The sequence below is a fragment of the Ruegeria sp. CF5 genome (genome assembly GCF_056537325.1).
The window spans coordinates 249,897-273,521 of the sequence record NZ_JBQFRI010000003.1 but is presented as its reverse complement, the minus strand read 5'-3'; the positions used below and the strand labels follow the sequence as shown (position 1 = coordinate 273,521).

The following is a 23,625-nucleotide window of genomic DNA, read 5'->3' as shown; positions in this document are numbered from 1 at the left end:
TGCTGCGCCGTGGTCATACGACAGCAAGTTGCACAATCTGGGGACTTGCGAGCGCGGCGGGTGCTGGCACAGAGATGGACTAACTGAGAAGGCTCTGGATTGTATCCGCGAACAGAGTTGAAACCTTCTGTTGATCAGCTTCAGAAAATACCTCGACCTCAAAGATCCTGTTGAGGGCGTCAAAGCCAAACAGCAATGCAACAATCAAGCCAGCTCGCTGTTGTGCATTTTCCTGATCAATCTGTTCAGACAATTTCCCGATCACGTCGCTATCGACAACTTCTTTGAACATCGATTGAACAGCTTCGCTACCGGCAGAACGAAGAACGGCCAGCATTGGGTCAAAGACGTCTTTTGAGTAGTCCTTGTTCACCATGTACTCCCCGAGGCGATGGGCCAAATCCTGCGTGTCACCGGCCAACAAGGGATCCAGACTCAAAAACGGGATCACCGCTTCACGAAACAACCCATCTTTGGAGCCGAAGTAGCGGTTAATCAGCGCTACGTTTACGCCGGCAGTCTCTGCAATTTCTCTGACACCTGCTGCATCATACCCCTTTTCAGTAAATTTGAGGCGGGCCGCGTGAAGGATGGCTTCCCGTGTTTTTGCTGCGTCTCTTTGTTTTCCCACTGGTGTCGGACCCCTCTTGTAAACACTTGTTGACATATCTATCTACCGCATGTAAACGACCGTTTAACTACGGCTGTACTGATCAAAATGCAAGGCAGAGCTCAGGAAAAAGCCATGACAAACATCGATCAAACAGACGTCAAAGCAGGGAAAAACCCGATCAACTTTGTGCCCAGTGGATACCTGCTGTCGGCCGATCTCTATGACGATCAGGTGATGGAGCGCGCGGACACGTTCTTTCAGACATGCGGTCAAGACCAAGCTTAAGTGAAGTAGGACAAGAAATATGACAAAGACTGTTTTAATTACCGGAGCATCGTCCGGGTTTGGCTACCACACAGCTCTGAAATTCCAGCAAGAGGGCTGGAATGTTGTAGCAACCATGCGCTCACCCGAGAAAGACACGGAATTGCGCAACCTCGACCGGGTCCTTGTTACCCAGCTCGATGTGAAAGACCGCGCAAGCGTCAAGGCAGCCGTGGCCGAGACGATTGACAAGTTTGGCAGTTTGGACGTGCTCATCAATAACGCAGGATTTGGAGTTGCCGGTTTTTTGGAAGAGGCGAGCGACGAAGACATCGACAACCAGATCGATACCAACCTGAAAGGTGTTGTTGTCGTCACTCAGGAAGTCCTGCCGCAAATGCGCAAACAGAAAAACGGTATGATCGTCAATGTCACTTCGCTTGCCGGTAGCGTCGGCCTGCCCATGATGGCCCTCTACAACGCCACCAAATTCGCGGTTGAGGGGCTAACGGAATCCATGCGTTTCGAACTGGAACGATTTGGCATCAAGGCCTGTACGGTTGCTCCGGGCGCATTCAAGACCGGATTTGGACATGCAACCAACTGGACGGAAGGGAACCCAAGCCCGGAATTGAGCGAGCTGCGCGAGAATTTCAAAGCCCATTATTCGGGTGTGTTGGCACAGCCACCGAAGCCGTTCGGATTTGGCGATCCAAAGGATGTGGCTGACCTGATCTTTGATGCGGCACAGGGCAACCGTCGCCTCCGCAACTTTGCCGGAAAGGACGCAAAGCTGCTGACCACCCTGCGTAAGTTCCTGCCCCAAAGCATGCTGGACAATATGTTCAAAAGCACAATTCTACCTAAGAATTGGTAGGTCTCAAGAATGGAAAGCGCGGAGATGGTGATCGTCGAAAAGGACAATGCCAAGACACGCAAAGTTCGCGCTGAGCTGAAAACGCTCAGTGCGAACGGAAATCCAACCTAAGATCCAACAAAGGGCGCCTTCCCCATCCAGGCACTTTCATCCAGTTGGTCAAGCATGAACTTGGCGAGCAGTTCCTGATCCACACGCATTCCCTGTGGGTGCTCTGCGTTGGCGCGAATTTCGCCCCCGATGCCAGTTCTGATCATTGGCGGGCGAACGCTTGTCCAATTCAGCCCAGACTGAGAAAGCACAGCCAGTTCGTTTTCTTTGCCGGGAATAACAACCGGAGCGACAAAGCGAAGGACAAGGCGCAGAAGTCGTCTTCCCCATCCATAAGGCTCGGACCCAAAACGCGTGGCCGTACTGGCCACGTTGATGATCCGACTAATCCCGATACGCTTCATCTCGGCAATCAAATGTTCCATCGCTTGCCCATAGTCTTTGGGTGTGACAGCGTCCGTTCGGTGTTGCGGCGGGCCGATCGTGGACAGAACCGCCTCAGCATCAACCAGAGTTTCCCTGATTGCAGCGGGATCGAAATAGTCGCCTCGGATCAGTTCAACGCCTTTAGGCAAGTCGCCGGGCGGGATGGCACGGCGGCTGAGTAGGCGCACGGTGTGACCACGTGCCAAGGCTTGTTTGACCAATTCCCGCCCCAGCGGCCCTGTCGCGCCGAAGATCGCGAGTTTCATGGCAATCTCACGCTTTCGTCGCTGCGCCAACTGCCTTTCGATACATGCCCACCAGCATGTCCCGTGCCTTGACCATCCGAATTATCCAACCCGCCTTGATCATGCGAAACCCCGGAAGGTGCGCCACACCGCCATCACGCCCAAGCGTCACAACCATTATGTCATTGCCGGTTTGCGGCTTATAGCGGGCCTTAGGCGGGCGCTCCTTCAGCACTGAAATGATATTGCGCGCAGCCACCTTCACGTGACTGTTCACATAGATAGCCTTTTTGACTTCATTGAGGTCGGCGATGTCCCCTAGTGCGAACACGTTTTGCATCCCATCAACCCGAAATTGCGCATCAACGGGAATTCGTCCATTTGATGAAAGGAAATCCTTAGACAAGTAGTCGGTATTTGGGGTGCTGCCGACTGCCCAGAAAATAAGATCAAATGACAGTTCTTGACTCTGATCTGTACGCGCAATGCCCCCTGCCGTGGTTTCGGAAAATGCAGGATCAACGATCCGCTGCCCCAATACAAACCGCACCCCACGCTTTTCCAGTTCCTTGCGGGCATAGGCGGCGACTGCGCGGCTGGTGCCGGTCAAAATGTCATCATTGCTTTCGACAATTGTGATCTGCTTACCGGCGTAGTCTCGCGTGATTTCACCGGCCAACTCTACTCCGATTGGACCGCCACCGACAATCAGAATGCGATTTGCCTGGACAAGCGCGGTATTGAAATCGGCGAATTCCTGATGGCGGGCACTCCAGGTGCCGCTTTGCGCCCGTGTCACCGAATTGGCATATCGGCTGCCAGTGGCCAGCACAGTGATATCCCCGGTGAGTGTGATTTTCTCACCCTCATGGGTTTCTATGGTGCTTGTCTTGCCATCAAAAGACACCACGCGACCGTGCAGGTGACGAGTTTTGGGAAGGGCCTCGGTGAAAGGCACCACCGAGCGTTTGGCAATCTGCGGTTCGACCAATGCCCGCGGCAAGGCCATCGGGATTTCGAAGTAGTCCAGCGGACTGACCAAAGTCACTTCTGCCTCGCTCTCCAATGCACGGGCAAGCTTTGCACCCGCCATCCCGCCGCCATGGATCACCACTGATTTTGTCATCTAACGCTCCGTCGAATCTTGATGGGCAGCATATAGAGAGTATTCAATATGGTTCAATAATATAATTATTTATCTGAACTAGAATCTTGTATGCTAAGCTGTTAAATCCCTGCCATGGTTACGAAACCCGATCTTCCGCCGGCAATGTCCGTGCTGTTCCTGTTTAACCATATGGCAGAACAGGTCGGCGCACGGATTTCTGCAACGCGTCCCGACATAACTCCCAATGAAATCAGCCTGTTACTGCATCTCAGCAGCCCTCAGCGTATGAAGGATCTGGCGCAAATGCTGACCTGCCAGCCGTCGAACATGACGCCTCTGGTTGCGCGCAGCGAGCATAAGGGCTGGGTCAAAAAAGTGCGGTCACCGCAGGATGCGCGCGTTGTATTGGTCGAGTTAACGGAAGAAGGTGTCGCCTTGCGTCAGGAACTGATCGACGAGATCATGGCACAGATTGACCAGGTTACCGGCATGTCTGACGATACGTTTCGCAAGATCCTAGCGCTGCTAGCGTGAAGTACGACGAGCGGCAAAAACCGGTTGAAGGTTCGATCATAAACAAGCGAGGCGTTTCGGTAGGCCACACCACACTAAACCGTTGGGCGGCACGGTATTCCCCGGACGCTGACAAGTTCGGGGCGGAATCTCAGAACTTTGTGGGATGTGTCGCAAAATTCTGAAAGACCGCCCCTGAGGTTAGAATTCCTTTGGCTTATCCCCGCACATTCGCGCCATTGGCGTCGTATAGGGGGCCGCCCAGCACTTCGGCATCGTAGAACTCGCCCAGGATTTCAACCTGAAGCTTGGTTCCAGGCACAGCGCTTTCGATGGCGACATAGCCCATCGCCAACGATTTTCCGACGCGATGCCCGTAGCCACCGGATGAGACATAGCCAACCGCTTCGCCGTCTTTCAGGATCGCTTCGTCGTTGGACACATCGATACCGTCTACGTTGATGGTCATGGTGACCAGCTTGCGGACAACGCCGTCCTCCTTGAACTTCAGGGTGGCGTCCTTGCCGACAAAGTCCTTCTTCCAGTTGATGAAGACATCCATGCCGGATTCGACAGCGTTGAAGTCTGGACGGAAGTCTGTAGTCCATACCCCCCAACCTTTTTCGAGGCGCAGCGACATCAGAGCTCGCGCGCCGTACCAGCGATACCCCAGATCAGCTCCGGCCTCTTCGATCGCTTCAGCCAGACGCAGCAGATATTGGGGGCGGCAGTAGATTTCAAAGCCCAACTCGCCCGAAAATGAGATGCGATTCAGGATCACCGGCACGCCACCCACGAAGGTCTGGCGCAAGTCGCGGAACTTCAACGCATCGGCGCTGACGTCGTCGCGGGTGATGCGGGCCAGCAGCTCGCGCGATTTCGGGCCGGACAGGGCAATCCCGTGCCACTCGTCTGAGACGTTGGCATAGTTCACATCTGTGGGCAGGTCCTTTTCGAACCAGCGACGGTGCGCATCCTGCATTGCGCCCGAGCCGAACAGCATGAAATGGTCGTCCGCCAGACAGGCCACCGTCAGATCACCATAAAGGCGACCCTTTTCGGTCAACATCGGCGTCAGAGCCAGACGGCCTGGTTTTGGGATGTAACCGGCCAACGTCTTGTTCAGGTATTCGCGAGCCCCTGCGCCTTTGAACTCGTGCTTGGCGAAGTTAGCAATCTCGATGCCGCCGACGGCCTCTTGCACGGCCCTGACTTCACGCGCCACGTAATCGTGCGAGCGGTTGCGCTCGAAGGTGGGCGTTTCATGAGCGTCTTGGGCACTGTCGGCAAACCACAGGGCGTTCTCAAGACCAAAGCCCTGCCCCATCACGGCGCCCTTGGCGACCAGACGGTCATAAAGAGCAGTGGTTTTCTGCATCCGGCCCTTGGGCAACGTTTCGTTCGGGAAGGTCATAACGAAGCGACGCTCGTAGTTTTCCGAAGATTTGATGGTACCCCAGTCGGGTGTCGCGAATTCGCCAAACCGCGCCACGTCCATCGCCCAGACGTCAATAGAAGGCTCGCCGTCGATCATCCACTCGGCCATGGTCAGACCGACGCCGCCGCCCTGACAGAAGCCTGCCATGACGCCCACGGCGACCCAGTAGTTCTTCATGCCCGGCACGGGACCAATCATCGGGTTGCCATCAGGTCCGAAGGTGAACGGGCCGTTGATGGTGTCCTTGATGCCGGATTCGCCAATCGCGGGGATGCGCTCGAACGACATTTCCAGCCGGTCCGCGATGCGGTCGAGGTCGGGTTGCAGCAGCTCATGGCCAAAATCCCATGGTGTGCCGTCAACCTTCCACGGGGTCGATTTCGGCTCATAGGTGCCCAGCAGCATGCCGTGGCGTTCCTGACGGAAGTAGATGTTGGCCTCATAGTCGATGCCCGCAGGCAAACGACCGGCTTCGCCCATGCTCTCCATGCGATCTTTGATCAGTGGGATCGCATCAGTGATCAGATAATGATGCTCCATCGGCTGAACCGGCAGGTGGATGCCCGACATATGGCCAACTTCACGCGCCCACAGGCCACCGCAATTCACCACCTGTTCGGCGTTGATCACGCCTTTGGGCGTCGTTAGATCCCAGCTGCCATCAGGGCGCTGTTTCATGTCAGTCACGCCGCAATGGGTGAAGTATTGCGCGCCATGCACACGGGCTGATTTGGCAAACGCATAGGTCGCGCCCGAGGGGTCGAGATCACCGTCCTGCTCGTCCCAGAGGGCTGCATAATAGTGTTTCGGGTCAATCAGCGGGTGACGCTCGGCCAGTTCCTTGGGGCTGATGAACTCCTGATGCAGACCCATGTAGCGGGCTTTCGAGCGTTCACGCTTGAGATAATCGTACCATTCCTTGGTCGAGGCCGCATAGAAGCCACCAGTGATGTGCAGGCCGACCGAGTGGCCCGAGGTCTCTTCGATTTCTTTATACAGATCAATCGTATAACTCTGCAGGCGCGAGATGTTGGGGTCCGAGCTGATCGTGTGGATCTGACCCGCTGCGTGCCAGCTGGAACCCGAGGTCAACTCGTCACGTTCCAACAGCACAACGTCTTTCCAGCCGAACTTGGCCAGATGGAACAGGATCGAGCAACCAACAACGCCGCCACCGATGACGACGACCTTGGCGTGGGACGGCAGCTTTTTGCCGCTGGTGCTTTCGTCTTTTTGAATCTCAGGCATGGGTGGTCCTTCTTAGTTCAGGGGCAACCGGCGGAAGCGGCCGGGCAGAGCGGGGTCATGGAAATGGTCCAGCGGTCCATTCTCGATCAGATGATTGTGCCAATAAGCAAGGGCATCACGATCCAGCGTCACGCCGAGGCCGGGGCCTTCGGGCACGGAAATCACGTTGTTTTTCTGGCGGAAAGGACCACCTTGGATGACGTCGCCCATTTGCCAGCGGAACAGCGATTGCGATGGCTCGGAAATCCACGGCATGGCCGCCGACATGTGGAGGTATCCAGCCGTCGCGATCCCGGCATCACCGGAGTAACACCAGAAGCCCACACCCATCGCCTCACACGCGCCGATAAATCGCACGGCGCGGGAAATCCCGCCCAGTACGGCAAAGTTCGTCACGATGTAATCGGGCGCACCCAAAGCCACCGCTTTGCGGATGTCCGGCACATGGGTCGAGATCGGGATGGTGAAGTGGCGGCGCAGTTCCGCCATTTCCTCGAACGTGGCAACCGGGTCTTCGTAGTTGCGAATGTTATAGGGCTCGATCTCGCGGAAGACTCGCATGGCGGTGGGAAAGCTCCACTGCATGTTGCTGTCCAGACGGATCATCGCCTCGCGACCCAGACCTTCGCGCAGAGCTTTGACGGTATCGATCTCAAGCTCGGGATTTCCGAGGATCAGCTTGCCCTCGAACATGGTGCTGCCATGTTCTTCGCGCATGCGGATGCAGTAGTTGGCAACCGCCTCGGGGCTCATCTCGCCGCCTTCGCGGTATCCGAAATACTCGGTGAAAGGGATTTCCTTGCGCACCGCACCGCCCAACAGACGATAAAGGGGCTCGTTCGCAACCTTGCCACGCAGGTCCCAAAGGGCAATCTCGATGGCACCAAAGGCTTTGACCACCGAACTGTCATCGGTGTTCTGCACGATCTGCCAGGGCGGCACGCATCGGCTTTCGCAACCCGCAATGTCCAGCGGGTCCGCTCCTATCAGGCGTTCGCCCATTGCGCGGATCGGTTCGACGACATCCACCGAAGGCGCCTCGCCCAATCCGACGAGGCCCTGATCCGTTTCCACCTCGATAATAGTCTTCGAGGTGCCCGGGTAATGCCCGCCGGTCCACCACATCGGCTTCTCCAGTGGTATGTTGACCGGAGTCGCCCGGATACTGGTGATCTTAATACCAGGCATCAGGGATCTCTTCTTTGCGGCGCGCGACATAGGCGGAAAGTTCTTCTTTCTTCGCTTCGTCCATTGCAGGCGGCTGGTATTCGTTCAGCATTTGGTTCCAGCGCTCATAGGCGCGGCGGCGCATGTCCTTCGACCCAGCCTCTTCCCAGCTTTCGACATTCTCACTGTCGCTAAGTTTCGGCTCATAGAACGCGGTCTGGTAGTTGCGCATGGTGTGGGCGCAGCCCAAAAAGTGACCGCCAGCCTCAACCTCGCTATAGGCGTCACGGGCAAAGGCCTCTTCACTGGTATCCAGACCCTGGCTTAAAATCTTCTGGTACGATCCCAGACGATCGGCATCCATAATCAGCTTTTCAAAGCCGGTGCACAGGCCACCTTCGAGCCAACCGGCTGAATGCAGCACAAAATTCGCGCCCGCAAGCATGGTTGAATGCATTGAATCCGCAGATTCATAAGCCGCCTGTGCATCTTCGATCTTGGACGCGGTCAACGAACCACCACAGCGCAAGGGCAAACCGGCACGGCGCGCAAGCTGACCGATTGCATAGTTCGACATGACTGGTTCGGGCATGCCAAATGTCGGTGCACCGGATTTCAACGACATCGAAGACAGGAAGTTACCCAGAACAAACGGCGCGCCGGGGCGTAGCAGTTGAACATATGCACAGACCATCATCGCTTCGGCCATGGCTTGAGCGACACTGGCTGCGGTGCTGACCGGACCCATGGCGCCGGACAAGATAAACGGCACCACGATCAAACCCTGGCCACGCGCCGAATAGACACGTGCCGACTCGGTGACCACCCGGTCCACCAGTAGTGGTGAGTTCGTGTTCACATTGCCCATGATGACGCAGTTCTCTTCCATGAAATCCGCGCCAAAGACGATCTCGGCCATCTCGACGCTGTCCTGCGCCCGGCTCATCTCGGTGATCGCGCCCAGATGCGGTTTATCGCTCAGCGTCATATGCGCGAACATCATGTCCAAGTGGCGTTTACTGACCGGAACGTCACAGGGTTCGCAGGTAACAAACCCGCCGTGATGAAGGTTCGGGTGCATATAGGTCAGTTTGACCAGCTTTTCGAAAGACTCGATATCGCCATATCGGCGACCGCCTTCTAGATCGCGCACAAAAGGTGCTCCGTAGACAGGGGCAAAGACCTGATTGCCATCCCCGATCACCACCGAACGCTCTGGATTGCGCGCGACCTGTTTGAAGCTTTTAGGCGCCTTAGAACACAAATCACGTATCCAACTGGCGTCGGCACGAACAATGTCACCATCGATTTTGGCGCCCTCTCGACGCCACAAGTCCAGCGCTTCGGGGTCATCGCGGAACGCAATCCCCACGTCCTCGAGAATCCAGTCGACCTGCGCCTCGAGGCGGTTCAATTCCTCTTCATTGAGAGGGTCAAAATAGGCCAAACTGCGCCGGATATAGGGGGATTCCGGAACTGAGGCAGCTTCTGAACTGCGGGAACGGGATTGACGTGTGCGCCGAGCCATCGTGAGTCACTCCAATGTTTCGCGTGATATTACCCTTTTGAAAATAGCTTTGTGACGCTTGAAAAATTGTATGCTTAGCATAAACACAGATTATGCAAGAACTTTGGAAACAACTAGGATCACCCCGCCATCTGGTCGTCTTTGAGGCCGCCGCCCGGCTGCAATCGTTCACACGAGCGGCCCAGGAGCTTAACGTGCAGCAACCGGCGGTGAGTGCTTCGATCAAGCAGTTGGAGACATCGCTTGGCGTTGTACTATTCCGCCGCAGCCATCGCCGGATTACTTTGACGAACGCTGGAAATCGTCTGTTTGCCGACGTGACCCGCGCCTTTGAGATGCTATCACATTCCGCCGCCTCGATCCGGCAATTTGCCAGCAATGATCACGTCACGCTCAGCGCTTCTTCGGCTTTCAACAATTACTGGCTTATGCCCCGCATCGCGACATTCCAGCAAAATCACCCTGATATCGACTTACGCCTGCAGTCCAGTGACCGCGAACCGGATCTGAACGTAGAAACCATCAGCTTAGCGGTAAGGCTTGGCGATGGTAACTGGCCCGATTGCGAGGCACGGTTGATTTCTGACGAGGTGATCTATCCCGTCGCCGCGCCCCGCGTAATGGCTGCGGCGGTAAACCTGCGCAGTGTGCCGAGCCTGCTGAACCAACGCCTTATTCATCTGGAAGAACCCGTTCGCGAACGCCCTTCGTGGGATCAATGGTTCCGCGAATTCGGTATCACCGAGGTCACGCCTCGCAGTGGTCTGCGCCTAAACGACTACGCATTGGTTCTGCAGGCGGCAATGGCGGGTGAAGGATTTGCCTTCGGCTGGCACCACATTGTCGATCCTCTGGTTCAGCAAGGCATACTGGCTGCGCGGCCGGAATGGACGTGGAAAACCGGAAAGGGGTTTTATCTGGTCTGGTCTAAGTCCCGCCCCCTGACGACAGAGGCCGAGATTGTTCGCGATTGGATTCTGTCCGCTCGGACTGTCGTTTGAAATCACTATCCGGCGTCCGCAAGGCATTCATCCGCAAATGGCTGCGCAACCGCGGGCCAGAACGGTAGTTTTCGTTTGGTCAGTGCGAGGTCGTGAAACGCCGGTTGGGTTCCGCCGGGACTGGCAACCTGAAGAATATGATCCGAGATTTGGCTGAACGGGCCATAGAAATGAAACAGGGATTTCACTGCCACCACCGATTTCTCAGCTAACCTGATGCCGATCTGTTCGAAGGCTTCAGGGTGATAAACCTGAACGCGCAGGTCGTTGACCAATAGGTCGACCTCGCCCTTCAGACGCAACCAGACCACGGTGCCCATGGGTTCAAGACCGGTACCGAGATGCTGACCCAAACCCGTTTTGATATTCATAACCCGTGCGGTCAGGTCAATCGGCTCCCCCGAAACCACACCCGTTTTTCCACCAAGCCGAAGTGTCAATTCGCTGCCGATGCCCGCATCCTGACAAATACGAACAACACCGGGATCCCAGAACAGACCACTGGCAAAATTGGTCAATCCGTGCGCCAGCATCGCTTTCAGCAAGTGGGTGGCGTCGCCCGGCGCACCACCGCCTGAATTATCACCCATATCGGCCAGGACACACAGCCCGGAACGCGTCCCAACGTGATCAAGTGCCTCCGAGATCGTAAGGTAACGCGTGGTCACTTCGTTGCGCAGATCAAAGAAGCGCCGGCCCAACTCCTTGGCCAGTTGCGCGGCCAGTTGTGGTTGGTCATCTGTTATTACCAGCATCCGCGCGCCAACATCTTCGACGTCTGCCCAAGGAAAACCGTGACTCAATGAAACCGACAACACACCGGGTCTGGCCTGAACTGCAGCCATCTCGGCCACAAAGTCCTTCATCGCTCCGGTTTTGGTCAGGTAGAGGTTCACCATGCGGGTGTCAAAATACGCCATTCGCGGCGTGATTTCACCCGCATGTGCCCGCCTAGCAAGATCGAACAGCTCGACCGCGCAGGCTGATGCATCGTCATGCGGATATTCCCTAAAATGAACAATCAGATCGCTGGCTTCCAGCATCTTGTCCGTCAGGTGAGAATGCAGGTCCAGTGAAACGCCAATTGTTGCGTCTGGGCACAGGGCGCGAACGCGGGCCAGAATGTCGCCCTCACAATCCTCGATATGCGCAGCAACCATCGCGCCGTGAAGCTGCAGCAAAATGATATCTGCGCCGCCACATTCTGCCAGATCAGAAAGGATCTCGCCGCTCAGCGCATCATAACAGCTGCGCGTGGTCAGCCCGGCGGGTTCGGCTATGGCGGTCAAGCTTTCGACGACCTGCCAACCCAGGACTTCAGCCTTTTTCCGCCACACATGTAGTGCCTCGGTCATAAGATTTGGAGGCTCTTGAGTCGCCGTCCCATGGCAAAGGAAGTAGTCCTCAAACCCCGACATAGCGGTCGGCATGGTGCAAAACGTATTCGTCTCGGTCGACAACGTTGCAATGAAAAGTTTCATGAATTTCCTATTCCGAACACATCAGAGGACGACTACTAGTGCCATCCTCTGATCTCATTCGATATTATCACATTTCGGCAGCGCTATTCGGCTTTCCACCAACGTTCCATAAAGCTGCTTCCATCCAGGTCCAGATTCGAGCCGAATTTCTCGGGTGTGCCGACACTTGGGCGCGTGGCAAACACATAAGAAGCAAACATCGGGATCGCGACACCGCCCTGGTTGGCCACGATATCCTGCATCTCGCCGTACATCTGGCGACGCTTGCCGGTATCCAGCTCAGCCCGGGCCTCAACCAGAATCTTGTCGAACTTCTCATGCGACCAGAGAGATTCGTTCCAAGCCACACCCGATTGGAACGCCAACGAGAACATTAGATCCTCGACTGGTCGTCCAGCCCAGTAACTGGCGCACCAAGGTTTTTTTGTCCAAACCTCAGACCAATAGCCATCATTTGGTTCACGTTTGACGGAAACGTTGATCCCGCATTTCGCAGCCGAGTTCGAAATCAGCGTCGCCGCGTCCACCGCACCGGGGAAGGCGGCGTCAGAAGACGAGAGTTCGACATCCAGCGAATCCAACCCTGCCTGTTTCAGGAAGTACCTGGCCTTGTCCGGGTCAAAGGTCTTTTGTTCCAACTCGGCATTGAAATACTTCTGACCGGAACCAATCGGATGGTCATTGCCGACCTGGCCATAGCCCAGCAGGATCTTGTCAACCAGCTCCTGTCGGTCGATACCCCATTTGATTGCCTGACGGATATTGTTGTCGTCAAACGGCGCGGCGTTGGTCAGCATCGGGAAGGAATAATGCTGCGTACCGGCAACCGAATGCAGCGTTACGTTTGGATCACGCGAGACAAATTTGGCCGTCTTGGGATCGACCTTGTCTGCAATGTCGACTGAGCCCGCCGAGAGCGCCGCCATTCGTGCGGTTGTATCCAGCAGCACCAGAAGCTTCCATTCGTCCACATGCGCGACATCAGGGTTCCAGTGGTTCACGTGACGGATCAAATCCGCAGAGACCCCCGGCCGGAAATCCTTTAGCTGATAAGCTCCGCACCCAATGCCGGATTGCCAGTCAATGGTGTCTCCCTCTGCTGGCAGAATGGCAAAGCGGTAATCGCTGAGTATTGCCGGGAAATCCGCATTGCCGCCCTCAAGCTCAAAGACAATGGTTTGTGGCCCATCTGCGCGAAGTTCCTTTACCCCTGCCAGCAGAGGTGCTCCGGTCGAGGTTGAATCAGCCCCGCGGTGATAATTGATCGAGGCGATCACGTCCTCAGCTGTCACAGAACGGCCATTGTGGAACTCGACACCGTCGCGCAGTTCGAAAGTCCAAACCGACGCGTCCGGCGACGCCTCCCAAGACTGCGCAAGCGATGGCTGCACGTTGCTGTCCGCGTCGATCGCGGTCAGGAACCCGTTCACGCCCAGGCTCAGCGGTATCAGGAAACCCGCCGAGATCTGACCGGGATCAAGCTGTTCGGTGGATGCGCCATGACCGATCCCAGCTACCATAGTACCGCCCTTTTTCGGCGTGGCTGCAATAGCCCGATCTGCCAGAAGCGTTGCTGCGCTGACCGTCATCCCGGTGGCCAGTACACCCCGCATAAATTGGCGGCGATCCACGTGACGCAATTGCAGGCGCTGTTCCATCTGCCGTACGTATTGAAGTTTATCCATCGTTTGACCTCCCTGGGCATCCTTCTGTTGCCCACAAGATCACGCACCAATTTAGGGTTAACAATGACGCCACATTATGCTTTCTTTAGCGAGTTTACGCGACTTGAGACCTAACTGCTTATGCACCAGGATTTAGCTGCAAACCTGCGCCACCTTTGTGCCGACTACCCGTCGGTGGCGGCTGTCTGCAGGGAGATTGGCATCAACCATCAGCAATTTGCCAAATACCTCAACGGCCGCAGTATGCCCTCGCCCAACAACTTGCGCCGCATCAGCCGGTTCTTCGATTTGAGCGAGAGTATATTGCTGGGAGATCCTGCAGAGCTGCGCCGACACACCACCCAGCTGGCAAAAACTGAAGCGGATCGCCGACGTGACCCTCTGATCAATGTGTTCCCAGGTGATCTGCAACGGCTGCGGCCCTTTCTGGGATCTTATCAGGTGTTCTTTCGCGCCCCGAACGATCCGAATAAAGTCATCATCAACGTTGCCTTTTTGGACGAGCGAAACGGGACGGTTTACAGTCGGGTCGTCGAAGCGTTGAGCGAAGGGAAGTCATCGGCGCGCCGCTGGACAAGATGTGACGGCAAAGCCGCATTCCGTGCAGGGCAGGTATTTGTCGTCGATTCCGAACGCGGGCCGGACGCGCCTCTTAGCATGTATATTCTGAACAAACCCCATCGCGATAAATCCAAGCTTTTGTTCGGCACTATGTCTTATCTCGCTTCGTTGTCTGGGCGGGCAGCAACCTCATCTCCTGTTGTTTGGAAAAGAGCTGAAAATTACCGCTCCGTTCGAGAGCTGTTCTCGAAAAGCGGTATCGTCGATCTGCAAAGCACTCGAATAGATATGAAAATCCGGCAACACCTACTGCGTGCTGCATAAGGATCTGTTGCAACGGAACCCATTGGCTGTTCCAAAAGTTTGCGGCACATCCGAATTGTGCCCATAACGTCTGGATATCCACAGGAAGCCGATAAGCGATCGCCCATCCCTACGGCAAAGGAATTAATAGGTCACCTAACTTATTCACGTCTGACCGCAACGCAGTTATCCACATGACGTTCAATCCGGGATCAAAAGGTACGGTCCGGATTCTGTCCAGACGCTAATTAAAATCTCCCGCAATCCACTTTCATCTTGTCTCCCGTGATGGCCGATGAAAGGTCTGACGCGTAGTACAACGCCGCGCGGCCAACCTCTTCCGGGGCGACCCAGCGTTTCAGTGCCGCAACATCCGTGTAGTTTTCGCGCTCGATTTCTTCGACGGGGCGACCTTCGGCCTCGGACCGGCGTTGCAGAATGCGGTCCATGTTTTCGCCAGACACCGCGCCCGGCATCAGGGCGTTGACGCGCACGTTCACCGGACCCAATTCGCGGGCCATGGTTTCCGTGATCCCGATCAGCGCGAATTTCGATGCGACATAGGCCGAGCGCATCGGATAGCCCTGTATGCCCATCAGGGACGACATGTTGATGATTGAACCGGACTTCTGCGCACTCATGATTTTGGCCGCTTCTTGCAGGCAATACATCGCACCAACAAGGTTGATGTTCATGCAGGCGATCCAAGCCTCCATGTCCACCTCAGCGACCGGCGCAATCGGGCCGGGGCCTCCGGCATTGTTCAGCAGAATATCGACTTTGCCGGTGATATCTTTGGCTTCTGCAAACGTTGCCTGAACTTGAGCTTGGTCCGAGACATCACAGGCGATGGCGTGCCCACCGATTTCGGCGGCCACGCGCTGCAGGGGTTCCAAACGTCGACCCGTCACGACCACCTTTGCACCGGCATCCGCGAAAACCTTGGCCGTCGCTTCGCCAATGCCGCTTCCGCCCCCGGTCACCACGGCCAGTTTGCCATCCAGACGGCAGGTGTCGGTTGAAATCAGGCTCATTTTGTTTCCTCGTCAAAGTCGCGCCCCGGATCGAACAGAGGCAGTTCGGGCTCTCGCCCCAAGATGAAATCACCCATCAGCTTTCCGATATTGGGGCCGATGGTATACCCGCCGCGCACGCAGCCCAGAACGAAGGCATCCTTGATGTCGGGCAACGCGCCGGCCAGCGGATAGAAATCCGGTACATTGGCCTCGAACCCGGTCCAGCTGCGCAGCACGCGGGCCTTCGCCAGCGCGGGCAAGGCAAATTGTGCCAGTGCAATATTGGGCATAACGGTTTCGGCGGTCACATCACCCCTGCCCTCCTGCGGTGTTCCACGCCCTTGCCAGCCGCCACCAACCAACACGGTGCCGTTGGCCTTTTGCTTCATTGTCAGAAGGCCGGTTGCATGGCCGATGACGGTGGACGTCAGCGGTGGCATCCGTTCAGTCACTGATACAGTGTTGATCCGCGCGCGCACTGGCAGGTCTACGCCAAGAAAGGCCGCCACAGGCTTTAGCCACGCGCCTGCGGCCAAAAGAAGGCGGGACGCGTGGACAGAGCCGTGAGTGGTCATGAGTTCAAAACCTGTGGCTGTCCGGCTTATTGCCGTCACGGCTGAACGTTCCCGATAGGGTATGTCAGCCCCCTGCAGGCGCGCGCGGTAGTACTGCCCTGTCAGCGAGGAATTGGCATAGCCATCCTCGGGGCAGTAGCTGGCAGCCAGAACCTTTTGGGTCAGGTTTGGTTCGGCCGCCCTTAAAGCGTTGTTTGACACGAAAGTGATAGGCGCCCCGGCCTCGGCCTTTAGCTTTTGCCGCTCGTGCAGCAGCTCGACCTCGCGTTCGGTGAAAGCCAGCGTATAGCCGCCACTTTTTTTGAACCCGACCGCATCGCCCATCGCCTCCCATTCGTGGTGGCCGCGTAACGCGTAAGGCATAAGCTTGACCCTCTTGATCTGAAGGCTGAGCGTTCCGGCATTCACACCGGATGCCCCCTGCCCCAGATCACCCTGGTCCAGTACAATTGGGTGCATGCCACCCGCGGCCATTTGTAAAGCGGCTGCGCAGCCCATGATGCCGCCACCGATAATTGCGATATCATACTTGCCGGTCATAGCGGGGCCGGTTTCGGGATGGGCAGGTCATCATAGTCGAAATCACCCGCAAGCGCGCTTGCGGGGGCTGGCCGCAACGGTGGGCGCGGTGTTGGCGGTGGCACCTCGGACTCGGCGCATCCCTTTTGGCGCGCAATCATGCGTGCCACTGCTGTTTGGCAGTACTTACCTCCGCAAGGCCCCATGCCAGCCCGCAGGCCGGATTTAACGGCGTTGGTACTGGTAGCACCCGATGAGATTTCCGTGGCGATGTCGGACTGGCGCAAACTCTCGCACCTGCACACCACTGTGTCAGGCGTCGTCAGTTCAGCCAATCCGGGTCGCGGAACGCTAAGCACGGTCATGGCCCTTCCAAACCGGGAAGCGCGTTCGTAATCGGCCCGCAAACGCGATCGTTCCGACATTGTATCTTGGCCCAAAAAAGCCAACGCACTTAGCCCAGTTAGTTTACCCTGAATCTCGGCTGCAGCAGCCCCTCGAATGCCTGCGCCGTCTCCGCACAGGAACAAGCTCTCAATTTCCGTTCTTCCGTCCAGCTCTGCCTTTGGAACCCAGCCACCCATCTGGGGTCGATGCTGCAGGGTCAACCCGGCCAATTGGGCCGCTTCAACAGCCGGGATCAGACCGTTTCCAAGGCATAGACTGTCCGCATCGATCATGTGTTCAGCACCTATCGGCGTCCAATCTGCCGTCAGCTTTCGCATTCCAACCGCAGCGACTCGCTGTTCCCCTTCCACTCTGGTCACACCATGCCGCCAGAGGATCGGCACACGTGCCAGCAAAAGGTCAGCCACCCAGCGGGCACCCCGGAATAACAGATCAGGCCTGCCGCGCATCGCCGGTAAGGTACGCGCCCAATCACCTCGCGAATTTGGAGTTGCGACCGCTGCGACGTCACCGCCCAACCGGCGAATCTCACTGGCCACGAAAAACACCAAAGGGCCGGTCCCGCTGACAACCGTGCGTTTGCCCGGCAAAGTCAGGTCCTGCTTGAACAGGGCGGTTGCCCCAGCCAGTCCAATCACACCGGGCGTGGTCCAACCCGGTACCGGCTGCACGAATTCACGGGCACCCGTCGCAAGGATCAGGGCCTTTGCGGCAATCACATCCGTTGCGCCGCCGCGCAGAACATAAATGCTCCACCCTGCATCGTGGTGCTCAATTTGCCAAACACGCGAGTCACCCAAATGGTTCACGCGGCTCTCGGCGACAGCGCGGCGCAACGCATCACCCGCATGTGTTTCGGGTGTTTCAGGCGCACTTAGAATTGCGTCACTTTTCGCACGCCAAACCTGACCACCAGGTTTGGATTGCTCATCAATCACAACCACCCGACGACCCTGGCCAGCAGCAGTCAACGCCGCGTTGGCTCCGGCGGGGCCAGCCCCGATGACAGCGATATCGAAAATCTGCGTCATTTTCTCTGCCGCTTGAGCGATTCAACGGCCAGCCCGATTAACGCTGGCTGGCGGCAGCTTTCAACAACAGCCCCATCCACTCGAACCGCGCACTCCTGACACAGCCCCATAAGGCAGAATGCACCCCGCGCCGCGCCATCTTCGGGCGCATCGCGCAGATGCAGATGCCCGGCGCGCAGCAAAGCTACGGCCACGGTCTCACCCGCATGGGCCATCACCGGCATGCCATCGAAGGTAAAGCTGACCTTTTCAGCACGCCGGATTTGGTCAGAATGATCTGGGACCAGACGGATCATCCGTAGCTGATCCCCAGCTGATCGAAGGTCCGCTTGATCTTGTCGATATCCGCCTCAGATGCAGGCAACACCGGATCGCGCGGCACACCGGCCGGCTGCCCAATAAGGTTCAGCGCCGCCTTGAACGAGGCAGGCCAGGTCGCGGTGCCCATCAACAGTTCATACAAAACGGTCAACTGATAATGCGTGTTGCGATAGATCTCATCCGGTGCGCCAGTGCCGACGACAGCCATGTCCGAGGGCAACAGATCAGTGAACTCCGGCCCGGTGGCGATAAAGCCTTTTGCCCCCAGCCCAAAGGCAGGCATGATATAGTGGCACGGCCCCGTCATGACCGACAGCTTGTCACCCAGACGGTTCAGCAGGTGCGTGTGATAGAAGAAATCGCGCTGGCTTTCCTTGATCCCGATGACGTTGTGATTGTTCAGCAGCGTTTCGGTCTGATCCACAGTCAGTGAAAAGCCCATACGGCGCGGAGAGTTATACAGCACCAGTGGCTTGTCGGTTGCGGCTGAGACTTTCTCGAACCGACCCATCAACTCGGCCTCGGACGCCTTGAGAACATAGGTTTGCGGCATCGACAGCAACACGTCGGCCCCGTTTTCCTCGGCAGCGCGCACATAGGTCAGCGACGCGTCGATGGTCGGTGCGGAAATCCCCATCATGATCGGAACGCGACCTTTGGCGGTGTCCTTCGCCAGCCTTACCAGACGGCCTCGCTCTTCCGCTGACAGAGCCCAGCTTTCACCGTTGTCACCTGCGATACAGACGCAGGTCGCGCCCCGGCTCAGCAGGAATTCAAACAGGTCAACGAAAGCGTCTTCCATGATGTTGCCCTTTTCGTCAAAGGGCGTCGCGATTGCAGGCACATAGCCGTGCAGATCTTGCTTTTTCATTGGGTCCTCGTCAGTCGGGAAGCTCGCAGGTGAACACGCCACCGTGCTGAGCGTCGATGATGTACAAAAGCTGATCGTTATCGGGGTGGAACACGACGGAAGTGGTCCACAGCCCCTCCGGCAAACGGATCTCAGAGATCGGATCGCCAAGGGCATCAAAAACATAAGCCCGTCCGGCCTGTGCCTGTGCCACAGCTAGCCAGCCCAGGGCGTTTGTAGCCAGCCCGTCAGGTCCCAATCCGCCAGAAAGATGCAGAAAGGTCCCGACCATGGGCTGGCCGGTTTCAGGCAGGCGGTGGGAGAAACGCCAGACCTGATTGGCCCGGGTGGCCGCGACATAAATCCAAGCCCCATCGGGCGAAACACAGATACCGTTGGAATAGGGGACGCAATCCAGCACCAGACGCATCGGTCCATCCGGGGGCTGACAATAGACGCGCCCTGTCGGGTCGCTGTATGAGCTGCGTCCGCTATCGGTGAACCAAAGCGTTCCGTCAGGCCCGTAGCACATGTCCGATAGCCCGAGGAAAGGTTGCCCCTCAAGCCCCGTGCTGAGCACCTGAAACTCGGTCTCACCAGTCAGTTCTGTCAAACCATGCAAATAGTCGACTGCAATGCGACGACCGTCAGGCGCGATGCGCATCGAATGCGGCTCGCCATCAATCTGATGTTCGACCATCCACGTTCCGTCGGGGGTGATACAGAACACACGGCCATAGGGAACGTCCGACAGCCAGAGATTTCGCGCATCGTCAAAAAACGCTCCTTCCAGAAAGGAATGCATGGCCTGCCCCGGACGAGTCATTTTTGCCCAACGCGAGGGCTCACCTTTGTGGCGCAGCGCATCTGGCAAAGTGGTTAAGGGCCGGGCGATTTGGATCGGGGCGTCGCGCATCATTTCACAACTCCCTCCGCCATCAACCGTTCGACTGTATCAGAGGTCAGCCCCAGTTCCTCCAGCACGTCGCGGCTGTGTTCACCATGCCGTGGTGGAGCGCTCGATAAGTCAGGACCGCCATTGCTCATTCGAAACGCCGTTAGCGGAAGTGTAGCCGCGCTGTCTTTGGGGTTGGGTCGGAAGTACTCCCGCGCTGCCAATTGCGGGTTTGCAACCGCATCCGACAGGCTTTGCACCTCGGAGCCGGGTAAATCAGTGGCGCGCAGCAGGCCAACCCAGTCCGAGGTCGTACGGGTGCGAAACACGTCCGTCAGCTCGGTCCGCACAGAATCCGGTATATCCCAAACGTCCGGCCAGCTGTCGACCTGATCCAAACCCGATACTGGCGTTCCGATCTGGCGCAGCAACGTCGCCAGTTTGACATATTGCTGAGGCCGAAACGCCCCCAACATCAGACGCCCGTCCGCCGTATCGAAGGGCGAGATACCAATCTCTTTGCTGCGGGTTGTCTTGACAGGATGCTGTGCGGCCGCGGCTTCTGGCGACATCATCTGCATCGCCACTTCCAGCATGGAAACGCTGATATGGCACCCCTGACCCGTATGCGCGCGTTGAAGCAATGCCGAAGTGACCGCAAAGGCAGCGGAATAGCCTGTACTATAGTCGATGAAGGATACACCCGGTTTCGTACCGCCACATTGGCCGATGGTGCCGCTGATCGCCTGAATCACGTTGTCATAAGCACCTGCGTCGGCGTCCGGTCCGATATCCCCAAATCCGGTAATCGAGCAATATACTAATCCCGGGTTGATCTCTCTAAGCGCGTCATATCCCAGGCCCAGACGATCCAGCGCGCCAGTGCTATAATTCTCGACAAGCACGTCCGCGCCCCGAACCAGTTCAAGCATGATCTCGCGGCCGCGAGGCGTCTTCAGATCCATTGACAAGGCACGCTTGTTGCCGCCCTGCACTTGATAGGTCAGCCCAAGACCTTTTGCGTTGGCCTCTGCGTCAGGGCCCCGACCCCGAGCGCAGTCAGGGTCCGTCGGTGATTCTATCTTGATGACATCCGCACCCAACAAAGCCAGCTGATAGGTGCAGAACGGACCCGCTAGAACATGCGTAATATCCAGAACTTTCAGATTGTTGAGAGCGCCTGCCATCGTTTCCGCTGTTCCACCCGTCTGTTGCCTTTAACGCCTATTGCACTTTGCGTTGTCGTCTAATATACAAAACACCGTTCCATATGCAAGACGATATCCTCATGACCTATGTGCTGCACCGCAACCTAAAATCCTCGCTCCCCAATGTTGTCGGCGGGGATGGAAACTATCTGATCGATGAGGACGGGCGTCGCTATCTTGACGCCTGTGGCGGGGCCGCCGTTTCTTGTCTGGGGCACGACAATGCTGCTGTTCGGAACGCCATCAAGGCGCAGCTGGATAAGACGGCCTTTGCCCATACCAGCTTTTTCACCAACGAACCTGCCGAAGAACTGGCCGAGTTCCTGATCACACGCGCGCCAAATGGCACCGGCGCGGGACGGGTCATGTATCTGGGCAGCGGGTCCGAGGCGATGGAAGCCGCGCTGAAACTGGCACGACAGTACTATCTCGAACGCGGCGAAACCAACCGTACCCGGATCATTGCCCGAGCGCCGTCTTACCACGGCAATACCCTCGGTGCGCTCGCCACCGGAGGTCATGCAGGCCGCCGCGCGCCGTTCCAGCCGTTGCTGATGGATGTTGATCATATTGACGCGGCCTATGACTACCGGCTGCGCAATGACGGTGAAAGCGAAGCGGACTTCGCGCTTCGCATGGCCGACCTGCTGGACGAACGCATCCGCGAGGTCGGGCCCGAGAACGTGATGGCCTTTGTGGCCGAGCCGGTGGTCGGCGCATCCCTGGGCACACAGCCCGCGCCTGAAGGATACTTCCAGCGTATTCGCGAAATTTGCGATGCACACGGCGTGCTTTACATCGCGGACGAGGTCATGTGCGGCATGGGTCGGACCGGCAGCCTGTTTGCATTGGAACAGGAAGGCATTGCCGCAGACATCACCACCATGGCCAAGGGTTTGGGCGCCGGATATCAGCCGATAGCCGCAGTCATGGCCGCCGAAAAGGTCATCAAAACCATCGAAGCCGGCAGCGCAACGCTATGGAACGGCCACACCTATATGTCGCACGCGATAGCCACCGCTGGCGCATTGGCTGTTCAAAAGGTCATCGAACAGGAAAACCTTCTGGAAAACGTCCGGGCGCGTGGCGCGCAGCTTGAAGATGCGCTGCGCCAATCCTTTGGGCAACACGCAAACGTCGGTGATATTCGCGGGCGCGGGCTGTTCTGGACGATTGAGCTTGTGGCCGACAAGGAAACCAAGGCCCCATTCCCGCCCAGCCGAAAACTGGCCCAGCGAATTCAAAGCGAGGCACTGGATCTAGGAATGATGTGCTATCCAGCGCAAGGGTGCGCCGACGGTACCTCCGGGGATCACGTGTTGCTTGCGCCGTCCTATACTTCAACGCCTGAAGAAATTGACCTGATTGTCGAAACGCTGGACAAAGCTGTGGCCAGCGCGCTGGAGGCCTGACATGGGCAAAAAGACCATCCTGACCGCTGCGATCACGGGTAACCTCATGACGCCCGAGATCAGCCCCCATCTGCCAGTCACGCCCGAACAAATTGCCGAACAGGCCCTGGACGCAGCCAAGGCCGGGGCTTCGATTGTACATTTGCACGTACGAGACCTTGAAACGGCCAAGGGCTCGATGGACATGGCACTCTATCGCGAATTGGTGGAGCGCATCCGCGCCAAGAACGAAGACGTCATTCTGAACCTGACCACAGGTGAAGGTGGTCGCTTTGTCCCATCTGACGACGATCCGCAAATTGCGGCCCCCGGTTCGACCCTGTGTGCGCCAGAAAAACGTGTGGCTCATGTCGAAGAGCTACGCCCGGAAATCTGTACCCTGGACTTCAACACCATGTGGTCCGGTCAGGCCAGCGTCATCAACAGCCCCCGCAACATCGAAATCATGGCCAATCGGATTTACGCGGCAGGCGTGAAACCTGAAATCGAGATTTTCGACTCCGGTGATCTGCATATGGTCAAGGATTTTGTGGCGCGTGGCATTTTGAAAACGCCGCTGATGGTACAGATGGTTCTGGGCGTCCGATTTGGCGCAGTTGCAAACCCCGAAACCATGGCGTTCCTTGCCAGCCAACTACCAATAGGCACAGAATGGGCCGGGTTTGGCATTGGCCGCATGGCGTTTCCGATGCTTGCACAGGCCTATCTGCTGGGCGGACATTGCCGGATTGGTATGGAAGATACTGCATATATCCGCAAAGGCGAACATTGCACATCCAACGCTCAACTGGTCGAAAAAGCAGTGTCGATCATTGATCATCTTGGCGGCACTATCGCATCGCCAGAGGATGCGCGCGACATCCTGGGCATCGGGACGTGAG

22 protein-coding genes are annotated in these 23,625 nt (G+C 57.1%); 7 read left to right on the top strand and 15 right to left on the bottom strand.

What is annotated here, in order from left to right; translation table 11 throughout:
• Positions 1-79 precede the first annotated feature (79 nt).
• Complete coding sequence (locus ACR0NW_RS10655) at positions 80-631, bottom strand: TetR/AcrR family transcriptional regulator (RefSeq protein ID WP_480791724.1); 552 nt, start codon at positions 629-631, stop codon at positions 80-82.
• A 114-nt stretch (positions 632-745) separates the two neighbouring features.
• Between ACR0NW_RS10655 and ACR0NW_RS10650 the strand changes: the two genes are divergently transcribed.
• Both ACR0NW_RS10650 and ACR0NW_RS10645 read left to right on the top strand, forming a co-directional pair.
• Positions 746-898, top strand: a complete 153-nt coding sequence (locus ACR0NW_RS10650) for a hypothetical protein (RefSeq protein ID WP_480791723.1) — start codon at positions 746-748, stop codon at positions 896-898.
• Between the two features lie 19 nt (positions 899-917).
• Entirely contained in the window at positions 918-1,754 is an 837-nt protein-coding gene (locus tag ACR0NW_RS10645) for an SDR family oxidoreductase (protein WP_480791722.1), read from the top strand.
• A 107-nt stretch (positions 1,755-1,861) separates the two neighbouring features.
• Here ACR0NW_RS10645 and ACR0NW_RS10640 read toward each other — a convergent pair whose 3' ends face one another.
• Both ACR0NW_RS10640 and ACR0NW_RS10635 read right to left on the bottom strand, forming a co-directional pair.
• The gene (locus tag ACR0NW_RS10640; RefSeq protein ID WP_480791721.1) at positions 1,862-2,497 is read right to left on the bottom strand and encodes an NAD(P)-dependent oxidoreductase; all 636 of its coding nucleotides are present in this window, start codon (positions 2,495-2,497) and stop codon (positions 1,862-1,864) included.
• A 7-nt stretch (positions 2,498-2,504) separates the two neighbouring features.
• The gene (locus ACR0NW_RS10635; RefSeq protein WP_480791720.1) at positions 2,505-3,602 is read right to left on the bottom strand and encodes an NAD(P)/FAD-dependent oxidoreductase; all 1,098 of its coding nucleotides are present in this window, start codon (positions 3,600-3,602) and stop codon (positions 2,505-2,507) included.
• Between the two features lie 114 nt (positions 3,603-3,716).
• Between ACR0NW_RS10635 and ACR0NW_RS10630 the strand changes: the two genes are divergently transcribed.
• On the top strand, positions 3,717-4,118 hold the full coding sequence (locus ACR0NW_RS10630) for a MarR family winged helix-turn-helix transcriptional regulator (protein ID WP_480791719.1): 402 nt from the start codon (positions 3,717-3,719) through the stop codon (positions 4,116-4,118).
• Between the two features lie 196 nt (positions 4,119-4,314).
• Here the strand turns inward: ACR0NW_RS10630 and ACR0NW_RS10625 are convergent, their stop codons facing one another.
• The 3 genes from ACR0NW_RS10625 to ACR0NW_RS10615 are packed head-to-tail and all read right to left on the bottom strand — an operon-like array spanning position 4,315 to position 9,478.
• The gene (locus ACR0NW_RS10625) at positions 4,315-6,783 is read right to left on the bottom strand and encodes a GcvT family protein (RefSeq protein WP_480791718.1); all 2,469 of its coding nucleotides are present in this window, start codon (positions 6,781-6,783) and stop codon (positions 4,315-4,317) included.
• A 12-nt stretch (positions 6,784-6,795) separates the two neighbouring features.
• A complete protein-coding gene (locus tag ACR0NW_RS10620) occupies positions 6,796-7,971 on the bottom strand; it encodes a mandelate racemase/muconate lactonizing enzyme family protein (RefSeq protein WP_480791717.1) in 1,176 nt (391 codons plus the stop codon).
• A complete protein-coding gene (locus ACR0NW_RS10615) occupies positions 7,958-9,478 on the bottom strand; it encodes a trimethylamine methyltransferase family protein (RefSeq protein ID WP_480791716.1) in 1,521 nt (506 codons plus the stop codon). The genes ACR0NW_RS10620 and ACR0NW_RS10615 overlap by 14 nt, the downstream gene beginning before the upstream one ends.
• Before the next feature lie 92 nt (positions 9,479-9,570).
• Between ACR0NW_RS10615 and ACR0NW_RS10610 the strand changes: the two genes are divergently transcribed.
• The gene (locus tag ACR0NW_RS10610) at positions 9,571-10,479 is read left to right on the top strand and encodes a LysR substrate-binding domain-containing protein (RefSeq protein ID WP_480791715.1); all 909 of its coding nucleotides are present in this window, start codon (positions 9,571-9,573) and stop codon (positions 10,477-10,479) included.
• Between the two features lie 5 nt (positions 10,480-10,484).
• Here ACR0NW_RS10610 and ACR0NW_RS10605 read toward each other — a convergent pair whose 3' ends face one another.
• Both ACR0NW_RS10605 and ACR0NW_RS10600 read right to left on the bottom strand, forming a co-directional pair.
• On the bottom strand, positions 10,485-11,960 hold the full coding sequence (locus ACR0NW_RS10605; protein ID WP_480791714.1) for a M81 family metallopeptidase: 1,476 nt from the start codon (positions 11,958-11,960) through the stop codon (positions 10,485-10,487).
• Between the two features lie 83 nt (positions 11,961-12,043).
• Positions 12,044-13,645 (bottom strand): ABC transporter substrate-binding protein, encoded by a 1,602-nt coding sequence (locus ACR0NW_RS10600; RefSeq protein WP_480791713.1) that lies wholly within the window; start codon positions 13,643-13,645, stop codon positions 12,044-12,046.
• Between the two features lie 120 nt (positions 13,646-13,765).
• Here ACR0NW_RS10600 and ACR0NW_RS10595 point away from each other — a divergent pair, with 120 nt between their 5' ends.
• On the top strand, positions 13,766-14,530 hold the full coding sequence (locus ACR0NW_RS10595) for a helix-turn-helix domain-containing protein (protein WP_480791712.1): 765 nt from the start codon (positions 13,766-13,768) through the stop codon (positions 14,528-14,530).
• Between the two features lie 227 nt (positions 14,531-14,757).
• Here ACR0NW_RS10595 and ACR0NW_RS10590 read toward each other — a convergent pair whose 3' ends face one another.
• From ACR0NW_RS10590 to ACR0NW_RS10560, 7 genes are read right to left on the bottom strand one after another with little or no spacing between them, the layout of a single operon-like run.
• A complete protein-coding gene (locus ACR0NW_RS10590; protein WP_480791711.1) occupies positions 14,758-15,543 on the bottom strand; it encodes an SDR family NAD(P)-dependent oxidoreductase in 786 nt (261 codons plus the stop codon).
• A complete protein-coding gene (locus ACR0NW_RS10585) occupies positions 15,540-16,640 on the bottom strand; it encodes an NAD(P)/FAD-dependent oxidoreductase (protein ID WP_480791710.1) in 1,101 nt (366 codons plus the stop codon). The genes ACR0NW_RS10590 and ACR0NW_RS10585 overlap by 4 nt, the downstream gene beginning before the upstream one ends.
• Complete coding sequence (locus ACR0NW_RS10580; protein ID WP_480791709.1) at positions 16,637-18,058, bottom strand: FAD-dependent oxidoreductase; 1,422 nt, start codon at positions 18,056-18,058, stop codon at positions 16,637-16,639. Before ACR0NW_RS10580 ends, ACR0NW_RS10585 begins: the two co-directional genes overlap by 4 nt.
• The gene (locus tag ACR0NW_RS10575; RefSeq protein ID WP_480791708.1) at positions 18,055-18,354 is read right to left on the bottom strand and encodes a (2Fe-2S)-binding protein; all 300 of its coding nucleotides are present in this window, start codon (positions 18,352-18,354) and stop codon (positions 18,055-18,057) included. Before ACR0NW_RS10575 ends, ACR0NW_RS10580 begins: the two co-directional genes overlap by 4 nt.
• A complete protein-coding gene (locus tag ACR0NW_RS10570; protein WP_480791707.1) occupies positions 18,351-19,250 on the bottom strand; it encodes a dihydrodipicolinate synthase family protein in 900 nt (299 codons plus the stop codon). The genes ACR0NW_RS10575 and ACR0NW_RS10570 overlap by 4 nt, the downstream gene beginning before the upstream one ends.
• Before the next feature lie 10 nt (positions 19,251-19,260).
• On the bottom strand, positions 19,261-20,148 hold the full coding sequence (locus tag ACR0NW_RS10565) for an SMP-30/gluconolactonase/LRE family protein (RefSeq protein WP_480791706.1): 888 nt from the start codon (positions 20,146-20,148) through the stop codon (positions 19,261-19,263).
• Positions 20,145-21,311 (bottom strand): CaiB/BaiF CoA transferase family protein, encoded by a 1,167-nt coding sequence (locus tag ACR0NW_RS10560; RefSeq protein ID WP_480791705.1) that lies wholly within the window; start codon positions 21,309-21,311, stop codon positions 20,145-20,147. The genes ACR0NW_RS10565 and ACR0NW_RS10560 overlap by 4 nt, the downstream gene beginning before the upstream one ends.
• A gap of 101 nt (positions 21,312-21,412) precedes the next feature.
• Here ACR0NW_RS10560 and ACR0NW_RS10555 point away from each other — a divergent pair, with 101 nt between their 5' ends.
• Together ACR0NW_RS10555 and ACR0NW_RS10550 are read left to right on the top strand one after the other, a co-directional pair.
• Entirely contained in the window at positions 21,413-22,744 is a 1,332-nt protein-coding gene (locus ACR0NW_RS10555) for an aspartate aminotransferase family protein (protein ID WP_480791704.1), read from the top strand.
• 1 nt (position 22,745) lies between these two features.
• Positions 22,746-23,624 (top strand): beta-keto acid cleavage family enzyme, encoded by an 879-nt coding sequence (locus ACR0NW_RS10550; RefSeq protein ID WP_480791703.1) that lies wholly within the window; start codon positions 22,746-22,748, stop codon positions 23,622-23,624.
• Position 23,625: the final 1 nt, after the last annotated feature.

Bases quoted from the DNA above. Each gene is read 5' to 3' on its own strand.
- ACR0NW_RS10610 (WP_480791715.1), top strand. From the start codon at position 9,571: ATGCAAGAACTTTGGAAACAACTAGGATCACCCCGCCATCTGGTCGTC.
- ACR0NW_RS10615 (WP_480791716.1), bottom strand. From the start codon at position 9,478: ATGGCTCGGCGCACACGTCAATCCCGTTCCCGCAGTTCAGAAGCTGCC.
- ACR0NW_RS10590 (WP_480791711.1), bottom strand. From the start codon at position 15,543: ATGAGCCTGATTTCAACCGACACCTGCCGTCTGGATGGCAAACTGGCC.
- ACR0NW_RS10650 (WP_480791723.1), top strand. From the start codon at position 746: ATGACAAACATCGATCAAACAGACGTCAAAGCAGGGAAAAACCCGATC.
- ACR0NW_RS10600 (WP_480791713.1), bottom strand. From the start codon at position 13,645: ATGGATAAACTTCAATACGTACGGCAGATGGAACAGCGCCTGCAATTG.
- ACR0NW_RS10585 (WP_480791710.1), bottom strand. From the start codon at position 16,640: ATGACCGGCAAGTATGATATCGCAATTATCGGTGGCGGCATCATGGGC.
- ACR0NW_RS10620 (WP_480791717.1), bottom strand. From the start codon at position 7,971: ATGCCTGGTATTAAGATCACCAGTATCCGGGCGACTCCGGTCAACATA.
- ACR0NW_RS10570 (WP_480791707.1), bottom strand. From the start codon at position 19,250: ATGAAAAAGCAAGATCTGCACGGCTATGTGCCTGCAATCGCGACGCCC.
- ACR0NW_RS10645 (WP_480791722.1), top strand. From the start codon at position 918: ATGACAAAGACTGTTTTAATTACCGGAGCATCGTCCGGGTTTGGCTAC.
- ACR0NW_RS10635 (WP_480791720.1), bottom strand. From the start codon at position 3,602: ATGACAAAATCAGTGGTGATCCATGGCGGCGGGATGGCGGGTGCAAAG.
- ACR0NW_RS10625 (WP_480791718.1), bottom strand. From the start codon at position 6,783: ATGCCTGAGATTCAAAAAGACGAAAGCACCAGCGGCAAAAAGCTGCCG.
- ACR0NW_RS10595 (WP_480791712.1), top strand. From the start codon at position 13,766: ATGCACCAGGATTTAGCTGCAAACCTGCGCCACCTTTGTGCCGACTAC.
- ACR0NW_RS10565 (WP_480791706.1), bottom strand. From the start codon at position 20,148: ATGATGCGCGACGCCCCGATCCAAATCGCCCGGCCCTTAACCACTTTG.
- ACR0NW_RS10580 (WP_480791709.1), bottom strand. From the start codon at position 18,058: ATGACGCAGATTTTCGATATCGCTGTCATCGGGGCTGGCCCCGCCGGA.
- ACR0NW_RS10640 (WP_480791721.1), bottom strand. From the start codon at position 2,497: ATGAAACTCGCGATCTTCGGCGCGACAGGGCCGCTGGGGCGGGAATTG.
- ACR0NW_RS10630 (WP_480791719.1), top strand. From the start codon at position 3,717: ATGGTTACGAAACCCGATCTTCCGCCGGCAATGTCCGTGCTGTTCCTG.
- ACR0NW_RS10555 (WP_480791704.1), top strand. From the start codon at position 21,413: ATGACCTATGTGCTGCACCGCAACCTAAAATCCTCGCTCCCCAATGTT.
- ACR0NW_RS10560 (WP_480791705.1), bottom strand. From the start codon at position 21,311: ATGGCAGGCGCTCTCAACAATCTGAAAGTTCTGGATATTACGCATGTT.
- ACR0NW_RS10550 (WP_480791703.1), top strand. From the start codon at position 22,746: ATGGGCAAAAAGACCATCCTGACCGCTGCGATCACGGGTAACCTCATG.
- ACR0NW_RS10605 (WP_480791714.1), bottom strand. From the start codon at position 11,960: ATGAAACTTTTCATTGCAACGTTGTCGACCGAGACGAATACGTTTTGC.
- ACR0NW_RS10575 (WP_480791708.1), bottom strand. From the start codon at position 18,354: ATGATCCGTCTGGTCCCAGATCATTCTGACCAAATCCGGCGTGCTGAA.